Here is a 19,186-nt window from a genome sequence, read left to right on the forward strand (position 1 = left end):
CACTAAAGATATTATATGAGTAAAATATTATGGAAGGAATACGGATGAATGTCATCTATTTCCTGTAAAAGTAACATCGCCTTTCCTGTATAATCAGCTAGGAGGGGGCATGTAGATTGAATATCTTATTTGTTGCTATTTTAATGGTTTTACTGTATTACATCATGAAAAAAGCTTATCGGAATACGAAAGATATTGTCATCAATAAAGTAAAAATTAATGATAAATTAACAAATCAACATCACCCTAAGTTAACCATATTACAGCTTTCCGATCTGCATCTTGAAAATATTTCAATTTCGCCAAAAGAATTATTCGAAAAACTTAAAGACGAGCCTATTGATATCATTGCCTTGACTGGAGATTTTCTCGATCGTAAATGGACCATCCCGAGACTTGCTCCCTATCTAAAAGTGCTCAATGACCTAAATGCCCGATACGGGATATATGCAGTATTAGGAAACCATGATTACGTGCTGCGCAAGAATAATCTCGCTAGTTTAATAAGACTTCTTGAAGAACATAACTGCCGTGTCCTGCAAAATGAAAGTGAAAGCATCATTGTCGAGGGTACTTGGGTGAATATTATTGGGATTGATGATTTTAAAACAAAACGGAGCAATCTTGAAGCTTCTTATCAAGGAATTAAAACGGGGACGAATCTGGTTTTAACTCATGATCCGAATATTATCCTGCAGATGAAAAAATATCATTTTGATTATTTACTTGCTGGTCATTTTCACGGCGGTCAAATTTGCTATCCAAAAGCGTTTCATTTAATCAAAATGGGAAAATTAGCCCGTATGAATGTTATCAAAGGCTTGCATATGCAAGAAGGAAAACCTTTCTATATTAGTGAAGGTCTTGGGCAAACGGGGGTAAATATCCGTGTCGGAAGCCGGCCGGAAATAACCATTCATGAATTAACTCTTGCAAAAAATAAAAGAAAAGCCATAAAAGCCATCTAAAAAAGCTACATTATGGCTTTTTCATTTTTCTACTGATTATTGTATAAATTCGATAACTTCTCGGCTGACATTAATATGTAACGCGGCGTATATATTTTGAGCACTTGTAAAAAAGTAGAATTTTTACAAGATAGCATTTCAATGGGTAAAAAGGCGAACTGTTTAAACCATCTATAAATCGGATGCGAAATCTCAAACACCTCAAATCCAAGCCGTTCGCAGCCCTTATTTAAAGAGGTGATCCCGACAATTCCTTTAATCATTTGCGAATGTTTATGATTTTTAATATAGGAGTTAAGCCCGGGCAGTGATTTTTGCACGTATTGATAAATCAGTTTTGCTTTTCTAATTTCACTATTGATGTTCTTTAATTCTTTCAGCAATCTGACGTTATGAAGGTGAACCTTTACTAAGGTATCGTTTTTGTTGATCCGTGTCCCGTCAGAAAGAACAATATTCTTTCCTTTATATTTTGTTAATCGAACCCGAAAAATATTTCTTCCTTCTTTACTTTGCGGGAATGTAAGGCGGGAACAGCGGTAATATAAAGGGTCAAAGAAATCCCAAATAGAGATCAAATAATCTCTCATGCTTCCAGCTCTCCTTTTCTTATCCTGACACCTTTATTTTGCATTATGCTGGAGGATTTTATTTGTCACATGAGAACAAAAAATGCTGCCAGGGTTTCCTGACAGCAAAAAAATAGATCATCGGGCTAATTGATTATGCTTTTAATATGTCATGGTCAACATAGCGTTCACCGTTGATTTCACTGATGACATTGATGGCCACCTTTGCACCGTCACCAGCTGTAATAATCGTATGCATACTTACACCCGCACAAGTACCTGCTGCCCAAATTCCATCAATATTTGTTTTACCCGCAGCATCAACGTCAAAAATCGTTTTCACTCTTGGCTCGGTGCCTGGTTTTGTTTTCAGACCTGAAGCATCTGCTAAGTCTGTCATCATACCAGTTGCAATAATAACATATTTCGCTTCCACAGGGCCATTTTCTGTTTCAATTTTAAAGCCTTCATTCGTTTTAGCAATAGCCGTAACGTTTGTTTCGTTAAGCTCAGCACCAAATTTCTTTGCTGAGGCAATTCCAGTTGCCACCATATCAGGACCAGAAATTTCAGCTACGCCATAATGGTTTTCCATCCAAGCTTTTTTTGTCACACTTTTATTGCTATCTAAAATAACCGTTTTCTTACCGGCCTTTGCTGTAAATAATGCGGCACTGCCCCCTGCAGGACCTGCACCAATAACGGCGATTTCATACATTTATATCCACTCCTAGTTTATATTTAATATTTCAACATAACTAATTGTATCAGTTTGAAATTCATTTTCAAAATCATATGCAATAATAAATTCCTGGTCTCACTTACGGAACAGGAATCTTTTTTCTTTATGTTGCGTCTGCCCATCCTAAAATGGAAGAGATCAGTTTTGCTTTTTGTTTTAATAGTAGAACGGCTTCGGAACCTGCTGAAGTATCCAATGAACTTTCCAAACCGATGATGGTCAGCGAACCTGCCAGCTTATTGGAACGATCAAAAATTGGTGAAGCAATTGCATTGATTCCAGGAAGAACAGTACTGTTTACGTAGGAGTAGCGGTTTGCTCTGATAAATTCAATGGTATGCTGCAGTTCCTCCCGTTCAACTTCAGAGCCCCCTATTTCCTGTTCGGCAATTTTTTCCGTTGCCTCATGAGACATATAGGCAGCAAACACCTGACCTGCTGCACTTTTCGTTAAGCTGATTTGTGAGCCGACTTTAATCCCAATATTCACAGGACCATTGCTTTCTTCCCAGCTGACAAAGAATGGTCCATTTTGTCCCCAAATCGCCAACGCAGCGGTTTCATTCAGGATTTCTTTTATTTCTCTTAGATACGGAGCGGCAATTTCCGGAATATTCAATTTATGAGACGCCTTTAGACCCAATCTTAATAATTCCGTACCGAGTGTATATTTCGCATCCTGATTTTTATCCAGCATACCGGTTCTGACAAAACTGGTTAAGTAGCGATGGAGCTTGCTTTTTGATGTTTCGCAGATAATAGCAATTTCCGAAATAGAAAGAGGCTTTCCTGCTTCAGCGATTTTTTTTAAAATACTCATCCCTACTTCAATTGATTGAATTCCTTGACTTTTTGTTTCTTCCTCCATTATCATTCGTCTCCCCCTCTCTCTTTCTTTTTTCTGTGGAGTTAGAGTAAAGTTGTCAATATACGAATCAAGCTCTTCCTCTTAACACACAGTATATACTAAAGGGTAGTTTGTAGAGAAGGTAAATGTTCCAGACACGCATGAATGAGAGAAAATCATTTTCGGGATGACTATAGAATAAAAGCTATGCTTCTCTTCTAATAAGCATGTTGATCATGAACAGCTTTTAAATGGCTTTATGCTCAAATGATTGCCTATATTGCTGCCAAAATAGAAGCAGTTTTGCTGTCAGGCCTCCATGACCAAACTTTACCTTTTTATTACCAGCTTCAGCCATACTTTGGCAAAATAAAAGGATCGTCCCTCTCCTATTAATGATACTTGATATTCCCTGTTGATAAAACCAGAGATCGATTGTATTGTAGACGCCCTTATTGATTGCAAATTGCTCCTCGCAATATTTGGTAAATTGTAAATCGGGCATATGCAGTATCTCCTCAGCCAGTCGTTTTACCATCGCTATCCCCCATTTCCACTTGATTTTGAAAAAGAGAGAAGAACGCCATTGGATGCGTTCTTCTCATAGACTTAACCGATGACGGCTTCTTCCTGGTTGAAATGCGGAATAACATCCTTAGCAAGGCGTTCCATTTGTTTCATTGTTTCAGCATGCGACAGACCGCCGAAATCCAAGTAAAGAATACATTCATCGACACCAGAAGCTTCCACTTCTTTTAGTTTTTGTGTTACATATTCTGCGTTGCCCACAATAATGCTCTTTTCACCTAAATCAGCAGTTGTAATCGATTTTAGCTGCTCAATGATTTGAACAAAATATTGGATATTTTTTGGAGCCTTACTTGGATCCCCTGGGAATGCCGGAACTAATCCTGTGAAGTATTTTAACATTCTTTGTTTTGCTTTTTCAGCTTCGTCTTCTGTATCAACGACGCTGACAAAGTAGGAACAGCTTGCTTTTTTACCGGTAAATCCGTGTTGTTTAGAGATATCGTTAAATGTACGGATCGCATTTTCCATTGTGCCAAAAACCATATTGGCTGCAAACGGTGCAAAGATGACATGTTCCCCCATTTCAGCGGCTTTTTCAATCGTTGGTCGACTGAAAGCGGCAACATATATCGGTAAATTTTCTTGGACCGGCTTTGGTGTTAATTCAACTTCAGGGAATGAGTAGAACTCGCCTTCGTATGACAGCTTCCCATATTTCCATGCTTTTTGCACAATATCTAAACCTTCAAAGAATATTTCACGGCTCTTATTATAGTCAATATCAAAAATTTCATATTCGCGCTGGTCATACCCACGACCTGCTGAGAAAATGGCTCTTCCATTACTTAATACATCTAGTAAGGCATATTCTTCTGCAACTCGGATTGGGTGGCTGGCTGGAAGTAAAACAGTGGCAGGAGCTAATTTAATCCGAGTTGTTTTAGCGGCAACATAAGTTAATAGGCTCGCAGGGTGGGGTAAAATGCCAAGAGCACTGAAGTGATGCTCTGGTACCCAAACGGAGTTAAAGCCTAAATCCTCTGCATAAATACATTGTTCCGCTAAATCTACTACCATTTGATTGGGATTTTTTCTAGTATCCCCATATTCAACCGGATTGTCTGTAAGAGTAAAGTAACCAATTTTCATATTATTCTCCACCTCATCTTCATTTGTTCACGATAAGTAAATTATATTCACCAATCGTTTTACCTTGTAACGTAGCATAACAGAAATGATCTTGAGTTGTAAAGTAATTTTCTGAATATTTTTATTTTTCATTTTTTCTATTTACATAGGGTAAACTTTTGATTATATTAGGTTAGAAAACACCAACAATAAATATAGTTTACTAATTGTGAATATTCGGCTGCTATTTTGGTGGATATTTTAGTTTTGATGATATCTTGGCGTTAGTTCGTGTTTATTTTTCTGAAAATTCAATTTATTTATTTTTTCCTTACAGATGATGATGATCTCAGGAAATTTCCCCAAACAATGAAGGCGTTTTCCCTATGGGCTTACAATGGGTAATGCGATTAGGTATCTGGAAATACATCACGTATTTCTAAATATAAAAAAGAATATGGAGGTAATCTATGAGTCCTGTTAATGTTACAAAGATGATTGATGAATCTAAATTTAACCGTTTCCATGGTCTGGTGCTGTTTTGGTGTGCTTTTGTCATCGTTTTTGATGGCTACGACCTGGTGATTTATGGTTCCGTCCTTCCGCTGCTCATGAATGAATGGTCACTATCGCCGGCACAAGCTGGAACTTTGGGCAGCGTCGCATTAATTGGGATGATGATTGGGGCATTAGTCTTCGGACCAATGGCAGATAAATGGGGACGTAAAAATGTGATTTTATTTTGTTTGGCCCTCTTTAGCCTGTTTACCGGTCTGATTGGTGTAACCGATAATCCATTTGAATTCGGGATCTACCGCTTTATTTCCGGACTTGGGCTTGGCGGAGTTATGCCGAATGCCATCGCCCTTATGACGGAGTATTCACCAAAGAAACTGAAAAGTACACTGGTATCGATTATGTTCAGCGGATATTCTGTCGGCGGGGTGCTGGCTGCCGGTCTTGCCATTTTGCTGATTCAGTCACTTGGCTGGAGATCTTTATTCTTTATTGGAGCACTGCCTCTTTTGGCACTGCCGTTTATGTATAAAACACTGCCTGAATCTCCCAGCTTTTTATTGATAAAAAATCAGCAGCAAAAAATTGGTTCTATCTTATCGAAGGTAAACCCGGCATTTTCATATCAGAAGAATGTTATTTTTACTGAACATGTGAAAGAAGGAGCTGGTGCACCCGTTGTTAAACTATTTAAAAACGGACGCGCGCTTAGTACCTTTCTCTTTTGGCTTTCGTTTTTTATGTGCCTGCTGATGATTTACGGGTTGAATACCTGGCTGCCAAAGCTAATGAATGGTGCAGGAATTGCGGTATCGGGTTTGGTCTTTTTATTGACCCTTAATCTCGGAGCGATCTTTGGAGCTGTTTTTGGCGGGAAATGGGCAGATAAATGGAATCCAAAATCCGTGCTCATTATCTTCTTCGTTGCAGCTGGTGTTTCTTTAACTCTGCTTGGCTTGGTAAAAAATATCTTTCTTTTGTATCTTTTAGTAGCCATTGCCGGCGCTTCAACAATCGGAACACAAATTATTTGCAACGCATACATCTCACAATATTATCCTACTGAAATGCGCTCGAGCGGGCTTGGCTGGGCATTAGGCTTCGGCCGGCTGGGAGCCATTTCGGGTCCGATTATCGGCGGGCTTGTCCTGACTATGAATCTCCCCTTCTATCAAAACTTCCTTGTATTTGCTATCCCGGGTATTTTAGGGGCCATTTCGTTATTCTTTGTTCAAGAAAAATATTCTAATAGTTTTGTAAACCAGAGTTATCAGCGCGAAGCGAGCGAAGAAAACGAGGCTTTACTTCCTTAGTCAGACTGATTTAGCCAGCTATTATCCATGGTTCTTCTTCCCATTATTTGCTTGATACAGGGCAATTTGTTCGGGTTAATTCAAGAAAACTCTAATAGAAAATATATTTGCAAATTTTAGACAATGTTGATAACATGGAAAACAGAATAACAATCAGTAATTATGTTTCACATGCTGTGAATAGCTTCAAGAGTCTCGTAATTATTTCTACGACATTTCTTATGATTATCTGAAAACTCAATCAATTCCCCTTAACTAAGGGATATCAAGCATTCAATGGAGGAAAAGATCATGGATTATCAATATTTAGTAACAGAAATCGAAAATAAGGTAGCACTTGTGACGATTAATCATGACCCTGGTAATAAATTAAATACACAGGTGTATTTGGAATTAACCCGCTTAATGAATGAACTGGAAGCAAATGAAAATGTCCGTGCCATCGTCATTACCGGAGCTGGCAGAGAAGCATTTGTCGCTGGGGCGGAAATCGAAGAAATGGTTGATTTAGATACAGTCGGGATGATGAATTTAACCCAAATCACAAGGGTTTCTTTTTCAAGAATTGAAAACATTAATAAACCGGTGATTGCTGCGGTGAATGGCGAAGCACGCGGAGGCGGATTGGAGCTTGCTTTATGCGCTGATTTACGCATTGCTTCAGATAATGCCCAATTTTCATTCCCTGAAATTAACTTAGGCGTTATTCCTGGAGGCGGCGGAACACAACGTATTCAAAAATTAGTCGGTCTTGGTGCGGCGAAAGAATTGTTGTATTTTGGTGAGCCCATTAGTGCAGAAAGAGCTTATCAATTAAACATCGTGAACAAAGTGGTATCTCAGGACAAACTTCTCGCAACTGCAAAAGAATGGGCTGAAAAACTGGCACAAAAAGCGCCAGTCGCCATGAGACAAATGAAGCTAGCTGTTAATACAGGATCAAATGTCGACCTTGAAACAGCACTAACGATTGAAGCTACAGCCTATGATGGTGCCTTCGCCACACAGGACCGCCGCGAGGGTATGTCTGCACGACTTGAAAATAGAAAACCGAATTACACAGGCAAATAAAGATTTCAACCCTTTCATTCAACAAAAATCGAGGTATCACACTAGTGACGCCTCGATTTTTGTTTACAGAGAATCTACTGTGTTCAATTTTTTATAGAAAAATTTACATAAATTTATACTTTTTAGTTGAAAAAGTATAAATTAAGTTTTATAATCTAAACATAGTAAAAATATTAATAACTAATTTCTAGGAGGAATTTTTAAAATGGCTAAATATGAATTACCAGCATTACCATACGCATATAACGCACTTGAACCATATATCGATGAGCAAACAATGATCATTCACCATGACCGTCACCATGCAACATATGTTAATAATTTAAATGCAGCACTTGAAGGTCATGATGAACTATCAAGCAAATCAGTGGAAGAATTAATCGCAAACCTTGATGCCGTTCCTGAAAACATCCGTACTGCTGTGCGTAACAACGGCGGCGGTCATGCGAACCACACTTTATTCTGGAACCTGCTTGCTGCAAATGCCGGCGGCGCTCCAACTGGCGAAGTGGCTGAAGCCATCAACGCTGCATTCGGAAGCTATGAAAATTTCAAAGATGAGTTCGCTAAAGCAGCTACCACTCGTTTCGGTTCTGGCTGGGCATGGCTTGTTGTCGATAATGGACAATTGGCTATCACAAGTACACCTAACCAAGACAGCCCGCTTTCAGAAGGCAAAGCACCAATCCTTGCATTAGACGTTTGGGAGCACGCTTACTACTTAAAATACCAAAACAAACGCCCTGATTACATCAACGCATTCTTTAACGTTGTCAACTGGGACGAAGTAAACAGATTATATAGCGCTGCTAAATAATTCATAAATACTTAGTAAACACAAAAGAAACGCCCTCAAAAGAGGGCGTTTCTTTTGCTTAACATTTTGGATCAACCATTTTCTGCTAAATTTAAATAGCATAAGAAAAGTTGCCACAATTTATACTTATTAGTTGAAAAAGTATAATCCGAGATTTATAATTTTAATATAGTAAAATTTTGAATTTTGGGAGGAATTTTAAAATGGCTAAATATGAATTACCGGCATTACCCTATGCATATAACGCACTTGAACCATATATGGATGAACAAACGGTGATGATCCACCATGATCGGCACCATGCTACATACGTTAATAATTTAAATGCAGCCCTTGAGGGACATGACGAACTTACAAGCAAAACAGTAGAAGAATTACTCTCTAACCTTGATGCTGTGCCTGAAAACATCCGCACTGCTGTACGCAACAACGGAGGCGGCACTGCCAATCACAACTTATTCTGGCAAGTGCTTGCTCCAAACGCTGGCGGCGCTCCAACGGGTGAAGTGGCTGAGGCTATCAACGCCGCTTTTGGCAGCTACGAAAACTTCAAAGATGAATTTGCTAAAGCAGGTGCAGGCCGCTTCGGTTCCGGCTGGGCATGGCTTGTTGTCGATGACGGAAAGTTAGCTATTACAAGCACACCAAACCAGGACAGTCCGCTTTCTGAAGGCAAAACGCCTATTCTGACAATGGATGTTTGGGAACATGCCTACTACTTAAAATATCAAAACAAACGCCCAGAATACATCAACTCATTTTTCAATATGATTAACTGGGATGAAGTAAACAGATTATACAGCACTGCTAAAGCTTAATGGCGTAAACAGCAAACACCTTCTAAGTCTTTAGAAGGTGTTTTTATTTTGCACAACACAAACGCCCCGGCACTCATCGAGAACGTTCGTTCGATGTATTCCAGGGCATAAATGCACTAATACTTGATGGAGAATTTACAGGCATGGTCGCCTTCTGATTTGCAGGAGGTGCGGGTTACCTTTGCTGTTTTTAAGACGTCTTGAAGCATTTTTGTTTCGCAGTTACAGGCGACAGTATATTCCATTGCCACCGCAAGAATCGGACAGTTATGCTCCACTAATTCAAAGACGTTCTCTTCAGGCTGTGAGAAGTCGGCCATATATCCTTTTTCATTTTGAATATGGACCAACTCTTGCACTTTTTCACCATCAGGAAGATTGGTTAATCTGGCAGAGATCTCTTTCGTTAACCTTTCCTCTCTTTTCTTAAACAGCTTCTCTATGGACTCTTTGCCATAGATTTTTTCTAAATCATGAAGAAATTCCAGCGTAATTCCTTCATAATTTTTTGGAAAAAGCCTCTCCCCCTTTTCGGTTAAGGAATAGAGCTGCAGCGGTCTCCCCATTGGTTGTTTCAGTTCGCTCGTTTGGATCAGTGCATCTTTTTCCAGCTGAGTCAAATGCTTCCGAATCGCCATATGAGTAATATTTAATTGTTCTGTCAAGTCATTGACTGACATGAACCCTGACTTTTTTAATAATTCCAGGATCTTATCCTTGGTTGAATTTATTTTTTGTTCCACTAGCTCACCTCTATTCTTTGAAGGGAATGATTTATTTAAAGAAAGCAATACTATGGAGGATAGCACTTCTAAATTTTTATTATTATGATACTTATTATATTATAAAGTATAAAAAATAGAAAGGTGTTTGCCGTGCAGATTATATGTTTTCTGGCGATAGTGGTCATAAACCGAAAAAAAAAGCGAACAGCAGTTAACTGTTCGCTTTATAATTATAGGATTCTAGTTTGATTCGTCCATTCTCTAATAGAATAGTTTTCTACGAGTGAATAGGCTCCGTTTACAATCGCCTCTGGCAATGTATTTCCTGTCCCATTTATGTTATTAAAAGACACCTCTGAACAGCCATCTGTTTGATATGAATAACCAGATTTTTCCAGTTTCTTCACAATAACCATGGCATGTTCGATGAATTTCTCAGGTTTAAAATAAGCTTCATTAATAAAAAGTTGATTATCTGAATCATACCAACTACCCTTGCTGACTTCTTTCCACCCTAAAATTTCGCGTGCAATTGAATTTGTTTTGTTCATTTTCAATGACCTCTCTTCTCTGGGTATTCGTGCTCATGTTGGCGCTTATATTGTTATGTAACATTATATTAGAATATTATTCATATTATATAACAGTATCATTTTTATTGCTACTGTTTTTTAAGCATTTTATTACATCCATTTCAAAGAATGATACAAAACCTAAATAATAAGCACTTTCCCTTTTAAAAGAAAGTGCCTGCCTTATAGGCTATGATTTACTTTGAATAAAAGTACTATCATAATCCGTTACTGCCTTTAATGCTTTTTCCTCTGCCGGAATGCGGATGGAAAGGATCAGAAAGTTCATTAATGTAAAAATAATAGCTGTCATATAGGCTTCAAAGAGCAAGGGGATAATGAGAAATTCAAGTGATACAACCAGGTAGTTAGGATGTCGCATGAAACGGTAGGGTCCTTTTTTGACCAGTGTCGCACCGGGCAGGACAATGATTCTCGTGTTCCAATACTTTCCCAGAGAAGTGATAGCCCAGATACGGACCAGCTGAGTCAGGGCAAAAAGGCTTAGCAGGAACGGCCAAACTGGAGTCAGTTCCTTGTCCCCTGCCGTAACCTCAAGAAAATAAACAACAAAAAACAACACATGAATCAAAACGATAAAATGGTAATGCCTTTGACCATATTCCCTTGCACCTCTTTTTTTCATCCATTGTTCGTTCCGCTTGGCAATTACAAGTTCGCAAATCCGCTGAACGGCGAGCAGAAGGATGAAAGTATAAAATATGGACATCTTTATTCCCACCTCAATAATAAAAGTTCTGAGCTAAAGCCCGGTCCAAGTGCTGTACAAATCCCATAATCGCCTTGAGTTCCTTTTGGCAAAAAACGTCTTAAGACAAAAAATACTGTTGCTGATGACATATTACCGTATAATTTGAGAACTTTAAGAGGCAAATGAACCATGGAAGGGTGAAGTTCTAGTGATTTCACATAGGCCTCCAAAACCTTTTTGCCGCCGGGATGGGCAATAAAGTGCTTGATTTCCTTCATATCTACCATCTGCTTCTGCAAAAAGTCTGAGACATTGGGCTTGAGCCATTTTTCCACAATACAGGGAATGTCTTTGGAGAAAATAACAAATAACCCGTCATTTTTGATTTCCCAGCCCATGACATCGAGAGAATTTCGCATCGTTGTGGATTGAGTGGCAAGAATTCTAGGGATCGATGGCAGAGCGCTCATCTGAGCAGCCTCTGCCTCGTCCCCGGCAAGAAGTACACATGCCACCCCGTCTGCAAACAGTGAGGTCCCAATAAGGTTGCTTTTCGAACGGTCATTGTACTGGAAAGTTAAACTGCACAGTTCGATACTCAAAACGAGGACTTTTGCTTTTGGATAAGCCAGACAGTACTCATAGGCACGGGATAAGCCGGAAGCACCGCCGGCACAGCCTAAACCCCAGATTGGAATTCTTTTCGTTCGTTCTGAAAAAGGCAGCACATTCATAATCCGTGCTTCAATACTAGGTGTCGCCATTCCTGTCGTTGTGATGAAAAAAATCGCTTCTATTTCCTCATAGGACACTTGCCTGTTTAATAAAATTAAATTGTGAAGACAGTTCTTAATCGCTGATTCCCCAAATTCAACCGCCGCCTCAATGAAGGCATCATTTTTCTCCTCAAAGGTATGGGATTGTTTGTACCATGGCAGGTCTTTCACGAAATGCCGCTTTTCTACATAACCATTCGGAAAAGCTTTTAACAGGCGCTCAATATCTTGAAATGATTCAGAGAAAAGCTCCCGCGAAAAATTCATCACTTCCCCCTGCTCTAATATATTTAGCGGAACCGCTTCACCAACCGATAAAATGACAGGCATCACTACATCTCCCCAAAAATCAAATTCGCATCGGCGAATTTGCGCCCCGATTTTTTTCGAGCTTCGCTCGAAAAATTTCCTTTGAAAAATCGAGGCATCCGCCGGAGGCTTAACTTCATTCAGCCGGGGTTTGAACCCCCACTGAATTGGAACTCTTTTCTGCATTCATCCCTTAACTTTAGAAGTGTAAGACTTCTGCTCCTGCGATTACTCGTCGCAAAAAACATTGCTGAATGAAGTTAACATTTGCCATTAGCCTTCGTCATAATTGGTAAAATTATACTTATCTATCTGTCAATAACTTTCCTTCAATAAATATTGCTCCATCCCTGTTACGCTTCATTATTTTTGGATAATTCTGATTTTCGCGCTAAAATATGATTTATAGTTCAGAATATTACGTTGGCAAAATAAAAAAATGGAATGGTGGAATGGTGATGAGTCGAAGAAGACGGGTTATTATAGAAGACGAACTGCTTGAGCATTTTGATTTTGAAGGTGTATTGATTCACACACTAGAACCGCAAACAGGAATGCTGGTCATGAGCAGCAAAGATGACACCTTCACCCTTCATATCTTCCAGATGAAATTAAACCATACTTTTGAATACCATGTCACCAATGAATTAACTGCTAAATCTTTCCCGACACTATCCCATATGCAATACTTTCTGACATCCTTTTCCACGATAAAAGACTATGAATTTATGGATTTTCTTAAAAGACACAATGATGAAATGGAATGACATCATCCTACATAAATAAGCCATTTTATACAAGAAGAGCATCCAAACTTGTATAAAATAGCTTATTGTGATTCGTTTCATCATAAAATAACCATTAACCCTATTTGGGCAGGAATAATCGTTGGCCAACTCCTAAAGTGTCACTGTAACTTCAAGGATTATTTGAAAAATTTAACACGGTCCTCGACCGGTTTGTATTCTTTTTCACCAGGAGTTGAAGTGGGGTTGCCGAATGGCATTTGGGCAATTAGTTTCCAGTTTCCTGGGATATTCCATTCTTGTTTCACTTCATCATCAATCAGTGGATTATAGTGCTGCAGGGATGCGCCTAATCCTTCCGCCTCAAATGCTGTCCATACTAAGATTTGGTGCATGCCGGATCCTTGTTGTGACCAAACAGGGAAATTGTCCGCATATAATGGGAATTGTTCCTGAAGAGATTTCACAATGGCTTCATCTTCGAAAAATAAAACCGTTCCATATCCCGCTTTAAAGGAATCCATTTTTTGCTGTGTTCCGGTAAAATCACCATTCCCCACTACTTTTCTTAACGTTTCCGTTGTTATGTCCCATAATTTGTCATGGGCTGCTCCTGTTAAAACAACTAGACGCGCCGTTTGTGAATTGAAAGCAGATGGAGTATATGTAACAGCAAATTCGATTATCTCTTTTATTCTTGCTTCAGATATCGTTATTTCTTTATTGATTCCATAGTAAGTACGTCTCTCTTTAAATGCTGTATATAAATCTTTTGTCAAAGTCGCAGTCATCAGGATCATTCCTCCAATTTCCGTATCAAATTCTAAAGAGATCATTCTTTCAAGCCCTAGAATGATCTGCTTTAGTTTTTACAAATCGGTTATGAATCATGAATGCATTTGAATATCAGCAACTAACGTTAACAGAGCTTTTTATTATCTATTATTAAACGGCTACTGCTGATAAGTTTTTTGCTGCTTCTGCTACTCTTTCTAAGCCTTGTGCAATAATGGATTCAGCTTGATCCGGCGCGGCAGCATGACCTTCGATAATCACTTCATCGATAATATTCATTCCGAATACTCCGCCAATAACATTTTTCATATAATTTGCAGCCATTTCCATCGGTGCTGCTTCCGGTGAGGAATAATTGCCGCCGCGTGCATTTAAGATGATTGCTTTTTTATCAGTCATTAATTGAACCATCTGCCCATTTTCATCATATTTGAAAGCGAACCCTGCTTCGTATACATAGTCGATAAATGTGTGTAATTTAGCCGGAATCGTTAAGTTCCATAATGGGAAAGCAAATACGACTACATCTGCCGCTGCTAAAGCATCTTTCGCTTTTTGTTTTGCCGCTAAAAGACGTTGCTCTACATCGGTTAATTCTTCACCTGATTGTAATTTAGCAAAAGCATCAAATAGCTCTTGACCAAAATATGGTGTATCTTCTGCAAAAACATCATAAGTTGTTACATTTACACCTTGTAGATTTTCGATAAATGTTTCATACATTTTACTTGATACAGCTTCAGTTGCTGGACGATTATTTGCTTTCACTACTAATACATTCATTTTCTGTTCGTTCTCCTTTATAGATGATTTTCCAAATAATTTGGATAGAAAACCCATTTTCATACACCGCCTGTTGTGATTTACTTTTGATGTTATTTTTTTATAATTGTGACAAATTAATTTGAAACAACGTATTTTTATTTCTGTTATTTTTATTTAACTTATCTCGAATGCAAGATAAATATAATACGATTCTTCACTAAAGTCAATAGATTGAAACCATTAAATTTCAGCAAATGCTTATTATTTATTTAGCGACTTTTACCATTGCATGAAAAAGCCTCTTCATTTGAAAAGAAGAGGCTTCTGTTTGTTTGATTTTCGTATCCATTTAATAAATGGGGTCTAGTTATTACACACCAGAATAAGCACTGAATGCTCCATCAACTGGAATAACAACCCCATTTACGAAGCCGGATGCTTCAGGGCTGACTAAATATAATAATGTTCCTACTAAATCCGCCGGTTCGCCGAAGCGGCCCATTGGTGTATGCTTGATAATTTTTTCAGAGCGTTCACTGTAGGAGCCGTCTTCATTTTTTAATAATTTTTCATTTTGTCCTGTCAGGAAGAAACCGGGCGCAATCGCATTTACGCGAATACCTACCTTTGACATATGAACAGCAAGCCATTGCGTGAAATTGTTCACCGCAGCTTTTGCACCGCTGTACGCCAGCACTTTGGTTAAAGATGAATAGGCACTCATCGATGAAATATTAATAATGGTGGCACCCGGACGATTCATCATATCAGAAGCGAATTCCTGTGAAGGCAGCAAAGTCCCTAAGAAGTTTAAATTAAAGACAAATTGAACGCCTTCCGGATCTAAATCAAAAAATGTAATCGTGTCATCAAGGTTTTCTTGAACATCTTCAGGAAATAAATATTCTTTTGTTGTCTGGCCTTTCGGATGATTGCCCCCTGCTGCATTGATTAAAATATCAACAGGACCGAGCTTTTCACGGATGATTTCATGTGCAGCTTTTAAGCTTTCCTTATTCACTACATCCCCTTGAACACCAATCGCCATACCGCCATTTTTTATTACTGCAGCTGCCTTTTCTTCTGCCATTTCAATTCTTCTCGCCAATATAGCAACACTAGCGCCACAGCCGGCTAGTGCATCGACGAACTGCTCGGCAAGGACACCTGTACCCCCTGTAACAACGGCAACTTTCCCCGTTAAATCAATTTGAAACGGTAATTTTGTCATCTTAATTTCTCCCCTTACTTTGATCAATCATTCATTTCTTTATTTTTGCCATTATAAACAGGCAAAAAATATAAATAATATAACCTTTTTTATACTAGTATACATCATTCCGGTGATTAATATAATGGATTGTACTATTGCTGTCAATAGGAAGTGTCATTGTTTACCATCCCATCCATTTGTCAGAGCAATCAGAGTTTTCCCTTACATTTGACTGTTTTTCATTGAATCTTACTGAGTTTAGACGTAAACTACATGTGCCAAAATCAGAAATAATCAATTTCGCCTCGTCGGATTTATGTTTCGATAAAAAATAAAGGTCGTGACCAGATGATTTATACATTAACGTTAAACCCCTCACTTGATTACATCGTCGAACTAGAAGAAGTCATTTTAGGTTCTTTAAACCGCACTCAAACGGAAGCGAAATTTCCCGGCGGAAAAGGCATTAATGTTTCACAGGTTTTAAAAAGATTAGACGTGGACAGCATGGCTCTTGGGTTTGCCGGAGGATTTACAGGAGATTATATTGAAAGCTTTTTAACAGATTTAAACATAAAAACGGATTTTGTAAAAGTAAATGAAGACACAAGAATCAACATCAAGTTAAAATCAGGACAGGAAACTGAAATCAATGCTAAAGGTCCAAGTATTTCGAAAGAAAACTTTGAATCATTACGGCAAAGGGTAAAGAGGCTTACGGGCGAAGATACCCTTGTATTAGCTGGCAGTATCCCCTCTTCCATGCCGCAAAACACATACGAATCTTTGGTGAAAATTGGCAGAAAAAACGGAACAAGAATGGTTGTCGATGCTGAAGGAGAAATATTAGGCAATCTTCTTCCCTATAAACCATTTCTCATTAAGCCAAATCACCATGAACTTGGACAGTTATTCCATACCCAAATTTCGACTTGTGATGAAGTCATTCTGTATGGAAAAGAACTGGTTAACAGAGGAGCAGAAAATGTGATTGTCTCCCTTGCCGATAAAGGCGCTGTCTTCATTAATAAAGAGATGGTGATCATCGCATCTGTTCCCAAAGGGATTGTGAAAAGCTCCGTTGGTGCCGGAGATTCAATGGCAGCCGGATTTTTAGCTGCTTTGGAAAAAGGAAAGAGCTGTGAAGAGGCCTTTCGCTATAGTGTCGCCGCAGGAAGTGCCACCGCCTTTTCAATTGGTTTATGCACAAAAGAAAAAATAGAAAGCATTCTGGAGCAGGTAACATTGGATAAGAAAGCTATATAGGAGAGAAGAATTAAACATGAAAATAATAGAATTACTAACGAAGGACACCATCGCCCTTTCGTTAAATGGCACGCAAAAATCTGAGGCCATTGAACAGCTTGTCCATATGCTGGACTGTGCAGGCAGATTAACAGACAAAGCGGAATTTAAACAGGCTATATTAGCAAGAGAAGAACAATGTACCACAGGAATTGGCGAGGGCATCGCCATTCCCCATGCTAAAACAAAAGCAGCGAAGCAGTCGGCTATTGCCTTTGCCAGATCCAAACGCGGAGTCAGCTTTGAATCCCTTGATGGGCAGCCGGTCTTTCTGTTCTTTATGATTGCCGCCCCGGAAGGAGCCAACAACACTCATTTAGAAGTACTGTCACGGTTATCAACATTATTGTTGAATAAAGACGTCCGGCAGCGGCTCCTAGAAGCAGCGTCAGAAGATGAGGTATTAGCCATTATTAACACTCATGATACAGAAGATAACGAAGTAGATCAGTCTTTGACGGGCAAAGAGAAATTGATTGCCGCGGTTACGGCCTGTCCGACCGGCATTGCCCATACATATATGGCTGCCGATTCCCTCAAGGCAAAAGCAGCGGAAATGGGAATTGATATTAAGGTTGAAACAAGAGGAGCAAGTGGAGCGCAAAACGTATTAACTGCGGAAGATATCGAAAATGCTGCTGCCGTCATTATTGCAGCCGATATAACGATTGAAATGGACCGTTTTAACGGAAAGCATGTCCTTGAAACATCGGTAGCGGACGGAATTCGGAAACCGCAAGAATTACTAGAAAGAGCATTGCAGCAGGATGCACCCATTTATCAAGAAAACCGCAAAGTGATAAAGGAAACGAAAGGAAGAAAAAAAGGAACAAGAAGAGGAATGAGCGCAGCCATTTATAAACACTTATTGAATGGTGTCTCGAACATGCTCCCGTTTGCAATCGGTGGAGGAATTCTTATCGCGGTCAGTCTCATGTTTGGCTATCATGCTGCAGACCCCGCTGATCCATCCTATCATCCAATAGCAGGGATATTGATGACCATAGGCGGCGGTTCGGCTTTCGGGCTGATAATCCCGGTATTAGCAGGATTTATCGCCATGAGTATTGCCGATCGTCCTGGACTTGCCCCGGGGATGGCCGGTGGGATTCTGGCCGCTAGCGCAGGAGCAGGTTTCTTAGGCGGACTTGCTGCGGGATTTCTTGCTGGTTATGTTGTCGTTGGATGGAAAAAAGCTTTAGCGGGGCTGCCTTCTTCGATTGAAGGAATGAAAACAATTTTACTTTATCCGGTATTAGGAATGGCTTTAACCGGTTTGATGATGATCTTCGTGCTTAATCAACCGATTGAATTCATTAATTCAACGATGACCGAATGGTTTTCAGGTCTTCATACAGGAACTGCCGTCTTACTCGGAATGATTTTGGGTCTTATGATGTCCTTTGATATGGGCGGTCCTATTAATAAAACAGCCTATGTCTTTGGCATTGGCTTATTAATAAACGGTGTCTTTGAACCAATGGCTGCTATTATGGCTGCGGGCATGGTACCGCCATTAGCCACCGCTTTAGCCACTACCCTTTTTAAAAAGAAATTCTCAACAGCAGACCAGAAAGCTGGGAAAACAAATTATATGAAGGGATTATCTTTCATGACAGAAGGCGCCGCATCTTTTGCAGCGGCCGATCCGACCCGCATGATCCCTGCCATCATGACGGGTTCAGCGATTGCCGCTGCATTATCGATGCTGTTCGGCATCGGACTTCGTATTCCACATGGCGGCATCTTTGTCATTCCGCTTGTTGACGGGAACCCCCTATTATACCTGCTGGCAATTGCTGTTGGAGCGATTGTGTCCGCGCTATTAATAGGATTCAGCAAAAAACCGGTCCAGCAAGAAACATGAACAACCATACTCCTTTAAAGTGTTCAGCAGATAAAACCTGCTCCTTTAAGGGAGTTTTTTTATAATTTCCCTTGTGTATAT

20 protein-coding genes are annotated in these 19,186 nt (G+C 39.4%); 8 read left to right on the forward strand and 12 right to left on the reverse strand.

The genetic code is table 11. The features are described from left to right. Positions 1-116 precede the first annotated feature (116 nt). The gene (locus HNR53_RS04520; RefSeq protein WP_184523273.1) at positions 117-968 is read left to right on the forward strand and encodes a metallophosphoesterase; all 852 of its coding nucleotides are present in this window, start codon (positions 117-119) and stop codon (positions 966-968) included. Between the two features lie 29 nt (positions 969-997). Here the strand turns inward: HNR53_RS04520 and HNR53_RS04525 are convergent, their stop codons facing one another. The 5 genes from HNR53_RS04525 to HNR53_RS04545 form a co-directional block, all read right to left on the reverse strand. Beyond that, on the reverse strand, positions 998-1,558 hold the full coding sequence (locus tag HNR53_RS04525) for a YkoP family protein (RefSeq protein WP_184523275.1): 561 nt from the start codon (positions 1,556-1,558) through the stop codon (positions 998-1,000). 133 nt (positions 1,559-1,691) lie between these two features. After that, positions 1,692-2,255, reverse strand: coding sequence for an FAD-dependent oxidoreductase (locus tag HNR53_RS04530; RefSeq protein WP_184523277.1), 564 nt, complete (start codon positions 2,253-2,255; stop codon positions 1,692-1,694). A gap of 127 nt (positions 2,256-2,382) precedes the next feature. Then, positions 2,383-3,153 (reverse strand): IclR family transcriptional regulator, encoded by a 771-nt coding sequence (locus HNR53_RS04535; RefSeq protein WP_184523279.1) that lies wholly within the window; start codon positions 3,151-3,153, stop codon positions 2,383-2,385. A 220-nt stretch (positions 3,154-3,373) separates the two neighbouring features. Further along, on the reverse strand, positions 3,374-3,664 hold the full coding sequence (locus tag HNR53_RS04540; protein ID WP_184523281.1) for a hypothetical protein: 291 nt from the start codon (positions 3,662-3,664) through the stop codon (positions 3,374-3,376). Between the two features lie 71 nt (positions 3,665-3,735). Next, positions 3,736-4,806, reverse strand: a complete 1,071-nt coding sequence (locus HNR53_RS04545) for an LLM class flavin-dependent oxidoreductase (protein WP_184523283.1) — start codon at positions 4,804-4,806, stop codon at positions 3,736-3,738. Between the two features lie 449 nt (positions 4,807-5,255). On the opposite strand from HNR53_RS04545, the gene HNR53_RS04550 reads away from it, so the two are divergent. The 4 genes from HNR53_RS04550 to HNR53_RS04565 all read left to right on the forward strand — a co-directional run bounded on the left by HNR53_RS04550 (position 5,256) and on the right by HNR53_RS04565 (position 9,320). Next, positions 5,256-6,614, forward strand: coding sequence for an MFS transporter (locus HNR53_RS04550; RefSeq protein ID WP_184523285.1), 1,359 nt, complete (start codon positions 5,256-5,258; stop codon positions 6,612-6,614). A 291-nt stretch (positions 6,615-6,905) separates the two neighbouring features. Continuing rightward, the gene (locus HNR53_RS04555; RefSeq protein WP_184523287.1) at positions 6,906-7,685 is read left to right on the forward strand and encodes an enoyl-CoA hydratase/isomerase family protein; all 780 of its coding nucleotides are present in this window, start codon (positions 6,906-6,908) and stop codon (positions 7,683-7,685) included. 205 nt (positions 7,686-7,890) lie between these two features. Beyond that, a complete protein-coding gene (locus HNR53_RS04560; RefSeq protein WP_184523289.1) occupies positions 7,891-8,502 on the forward strand; it encodes a superoxide dismutase in 612 nt (203 codons plus the stop codon). A gap of 203 nt (positions 8,503-8,705) precedes the next feature. Then, a complete protein-coding gene (locus HNR53_RS04565) occupies positions 8,706-9,320 on the forward strand; it encodes a superoxide dismutase (RefSeq protein ID WP_184523291.1) in 615 nt (204 codons plus the stop codon). A gap of 116 nt (positions 9,321-9,436) precedes the next feature. On the opposite strand, the gene HNR53_RS04570 is transcribed toward HNR53_RS04565, so the two are convergent. The 4 genes from HNR53_RS04570 to HNR53_RS04585 all read right to left on the reverse strand — a co-directional run bounded on the left by HNR53_RS04570 (position 9,437) and on the right by HNR53_RS04585 (position 12,435). Then, positions 9,437-10,063 (reverse strand): DeoR family transcriptional regulator, encoded by a 627-nt coding sequence (locus tag HNR53_RS04570; RefSeq protein WP_184523293.1) that lies wholly within the window; start codon positions 10,061-10,063, stop codon positions 9,437-9,439. A gap of 212 nt (positions 10,064-10,275) precedes the next feature. Then, a complete protein-coding gene (locus HNR53_RS04575) occupies positions 10,276-10,596 on the reverse strand; it encodes a BC1872 family protein (RefSeq protein WP_184523295.1) in 321 nt (106 codons plus the stop codon). Positions 10,597-10,807: 211 nt separating this feature from the next. After that, the gene (locus HNR53_RS04580) at positions 10,808-11,347 is read right to left on the reverse strand and encodes an isoprenylcysteine carboxyl methyltransferase family protein (RefSeq protein WP_184523298.1); all 540 of its coding nucleotides are present in this window, start codon (positions 11,345-11,347) and stop codon (positions 10,808-10,810) included. 2 nt (positions 11,348-11,349) lie between these two features. Next, positions 11,350-12,435 carry a type III polyketide synthase gene (locus HNR53_RS04585; RefSeq protein WP_184523300.1) on the reverse strand — a complete coding sequence of 362 codons (1,086 nt, stop codon included), beginning with the start codon at positions 12,433-12,435 and terminating at the stop codon, positions 11,350-11,352. A gap of 437 nt (positions 12,436-12,872) precedes the next feature. On the opposite strand from HNR53_RS04585, the gene HNR53_RS04590 reads away from it, so the two are divergent. After that, on the forward strand, positions 12,873-13,181 hold the full coding sequence (locus HNR53_RS04590) for a hypothetical protein (RefSeq protein ID WP_184523302.1): 309 nt from the start codon (positions 12,873-12,875) through the stop codon (positions 13,179-13,181). Positions 13,182-13,339: 158 nt separating this feature from the next. Here HNR53_RS04590 and HNR53_RS04595 read toward each other — a convergent pair whose 3' ends face one another. The 3 genes from HNR53_RS04595 to HNR53_RS04605 all read right to left on the reverse strand — a co-directional run bounded on the left by HNR53_RS04595 (position 13,340) and on the right by HNR53_RS04605 (position 15,951). Continuing rightward, entirely contained in the window at positions 13,340-13,939 is a 600-nt protein-coding gene (locus tag HNR53_RS04595; RefSeq protein WP_184523711.1) for a nitroreductase family protein, read from the reverse strand. 166 nt (positions 13,940-14,105) lie between these two features. Further along, entirely contained in the window at positions 14,106-14,738 is a 633-nt protein-coding gene (locus HNR53_RS04600) for an FMN-dependent NADH-azoreductase (RefSeq protein ID WP_184523304.1), read from the reverse strand. A gap of 352 nt (positions 14,739-15,090) precedes the next feature. Then, entirely contained in the window at positions 15,091-15,951 is an 861-nt protein-coding gene (locus HNR53_RS04605) for an SDR family oxidoreductase (RefSeq protein WP_184523306.1), read from the reverse strand. A 330-nt stretch (positions 15,952-16,281) separates the two neighbouring features. Between HNR53_RS04605 and pfkB the strand changes: the two genes are divergently transcribed. Both pfkB and HNR53_RS04615 read left to right on the forward strand, forming a co-directional pair. Further along, a complete protein-coding gene (pfkB, locus tag HNR53_RS04610) occupies positions 16,282-17,199 on the forward strand; it encodes a 1-phosphofructokinase (RefSeq protein ID WP_184523308.1) in 918 nt (305 codons plus the stop codon). Between the two features lie 16 nt (positions 17,200-17,215). Continuing rightward, positions 17,216-19,105, forward strand: a complete 1,890-nt coding sequence (locus HNR53_RS04615; RefSeq protein WP_184523310.1) for a PTS fructose transporter subunit IIABC — start codon at positions 17,216-17,218, stop codon at positions 19,103-19,105. The last annotated feature ends 81 nt before the right edge of the window (positions 19,106-19,186 follow it).

It is taken from the genome of Bacillus benzoevorans (genome assembly GCF_014207535.1).
Taxonomy (GTDB): Bacteria; Bacillota; Bacilli; order Bacillales; family Cytobacillaceae; genus Bacillus_BD; species Bacillus_BD benzoevorans.

Coding starts and splice junctions, on each gene's coding strand:
- pfkB (WP_184523308.1), top strand. CDS start 16,282: ATGATTTATACATTAACGTTAAACCCCTCACTTGATTACATCGTCGAA.
- HNR53_RS04525 (WP_184523275.1), bottom strand. CDS start 1,558: ATGAGAGATTATTTGATCTCTATTTGGGATTTCTTTGACCCTTTATAT.
- HNR53_RS04575 (WP_184523295.1), bottom strand. CDS start 10,596: ATGAACAAAACAAATTCAATTGCACGCGAAATTTTAGGGTGGAAAGAA.
- HNR53_RS04605 (WP_184523306.1), bottom strand. CDS start 15,951: ATGACAAAATTACCGTTTCAAATTGATTTAACGGGGAAAGTTGCCGTT.
- HNR53_RS04550 (WP_184523285.1), top strand. CDS start 5,256: ATGAGTCCTGTTAATGTTACAAAGATGATTGATGAATCTAAATTTAAC.
- HNR53_RS04580 (WP_184523298.1), bottom strand. CDS start 11,347: ATGTCCATATTTTATACTTTCATCCTTCTGCTCGCCGTTCAGCGGATT.
- HNR53_RS04565 (WP_184523291.1), top strand. CDS start 8,706: ATGGCTAAATATGAATTACCGGCATTACCCTATGCATATAACGCACTT.
- HNR53_RS04585 (WP_184523300.1), bottom strand. CDS start 12,435: ATGCCTGTCATTTTATCGGTTGGTGAAGCGGTTCCGCTAAATATATTA.
- HNR53_RS04530 (WP_184523277.1), bottom strand. CDS start 2,255: ATGTATGAAATCGCCGTTATTGGTGCAGGTCCTGCAGGGGGCAGTGCC.
- HNR53_RS04560 (WP_184523289.1), top strand. CDS start 7,891: ATGGCTAAATATGAATTACCAGCATTACCATACGCATATAACGCACTT.
- HNR53_RS04545 (WP_184523283.1), bottom strand. CDS start 4,806: ATGAAAATTGGTTACTTTACTCTTACAGACAATCCGGTTGAATATGGG.
- HNR53_RS04535 (WP_184523279.1), bottom strand. CDS start 3,153: ATGATAATGGAGGAAGAAACAAAAAGTCAAGGAATTCAATCAATTGAA.
- HNR53_RS04615 (WP_184523310.1), top strand. CDS start 17,216: ATGAAAATAATAGAATTACTAACGAAGGACACCATCGCCCTTTCGTTA.
- HNR53_RS04600 (WP_184523304.1), bottom strand. CDS start 14,738: ATGAATGTATTAGTAGTGAAAGCAAATAATCGTCCAGCAACTGAAGCT.
- HNR53_RS04540 (WP_184523281.1), bottom strand. CDS start 3,664: ATGGTAAAACGACTGGCTGAGGAGATACTGCATATGCCCGATTTACAA.
- HNR53_RS04590 (WP_184523302.1), top strand. CDS start 12,873: ATGAGTCGAAGAAGACGGGTTATTATAGAAGACGAACTGCTTGAGCAT.
- HNR53_RS04555 (WP_184523287.1), top strand. CDS start 6,906: ATGGATTATCAATATTTAGTAACAGAAATCGAAAATAAGGTAGCACTT.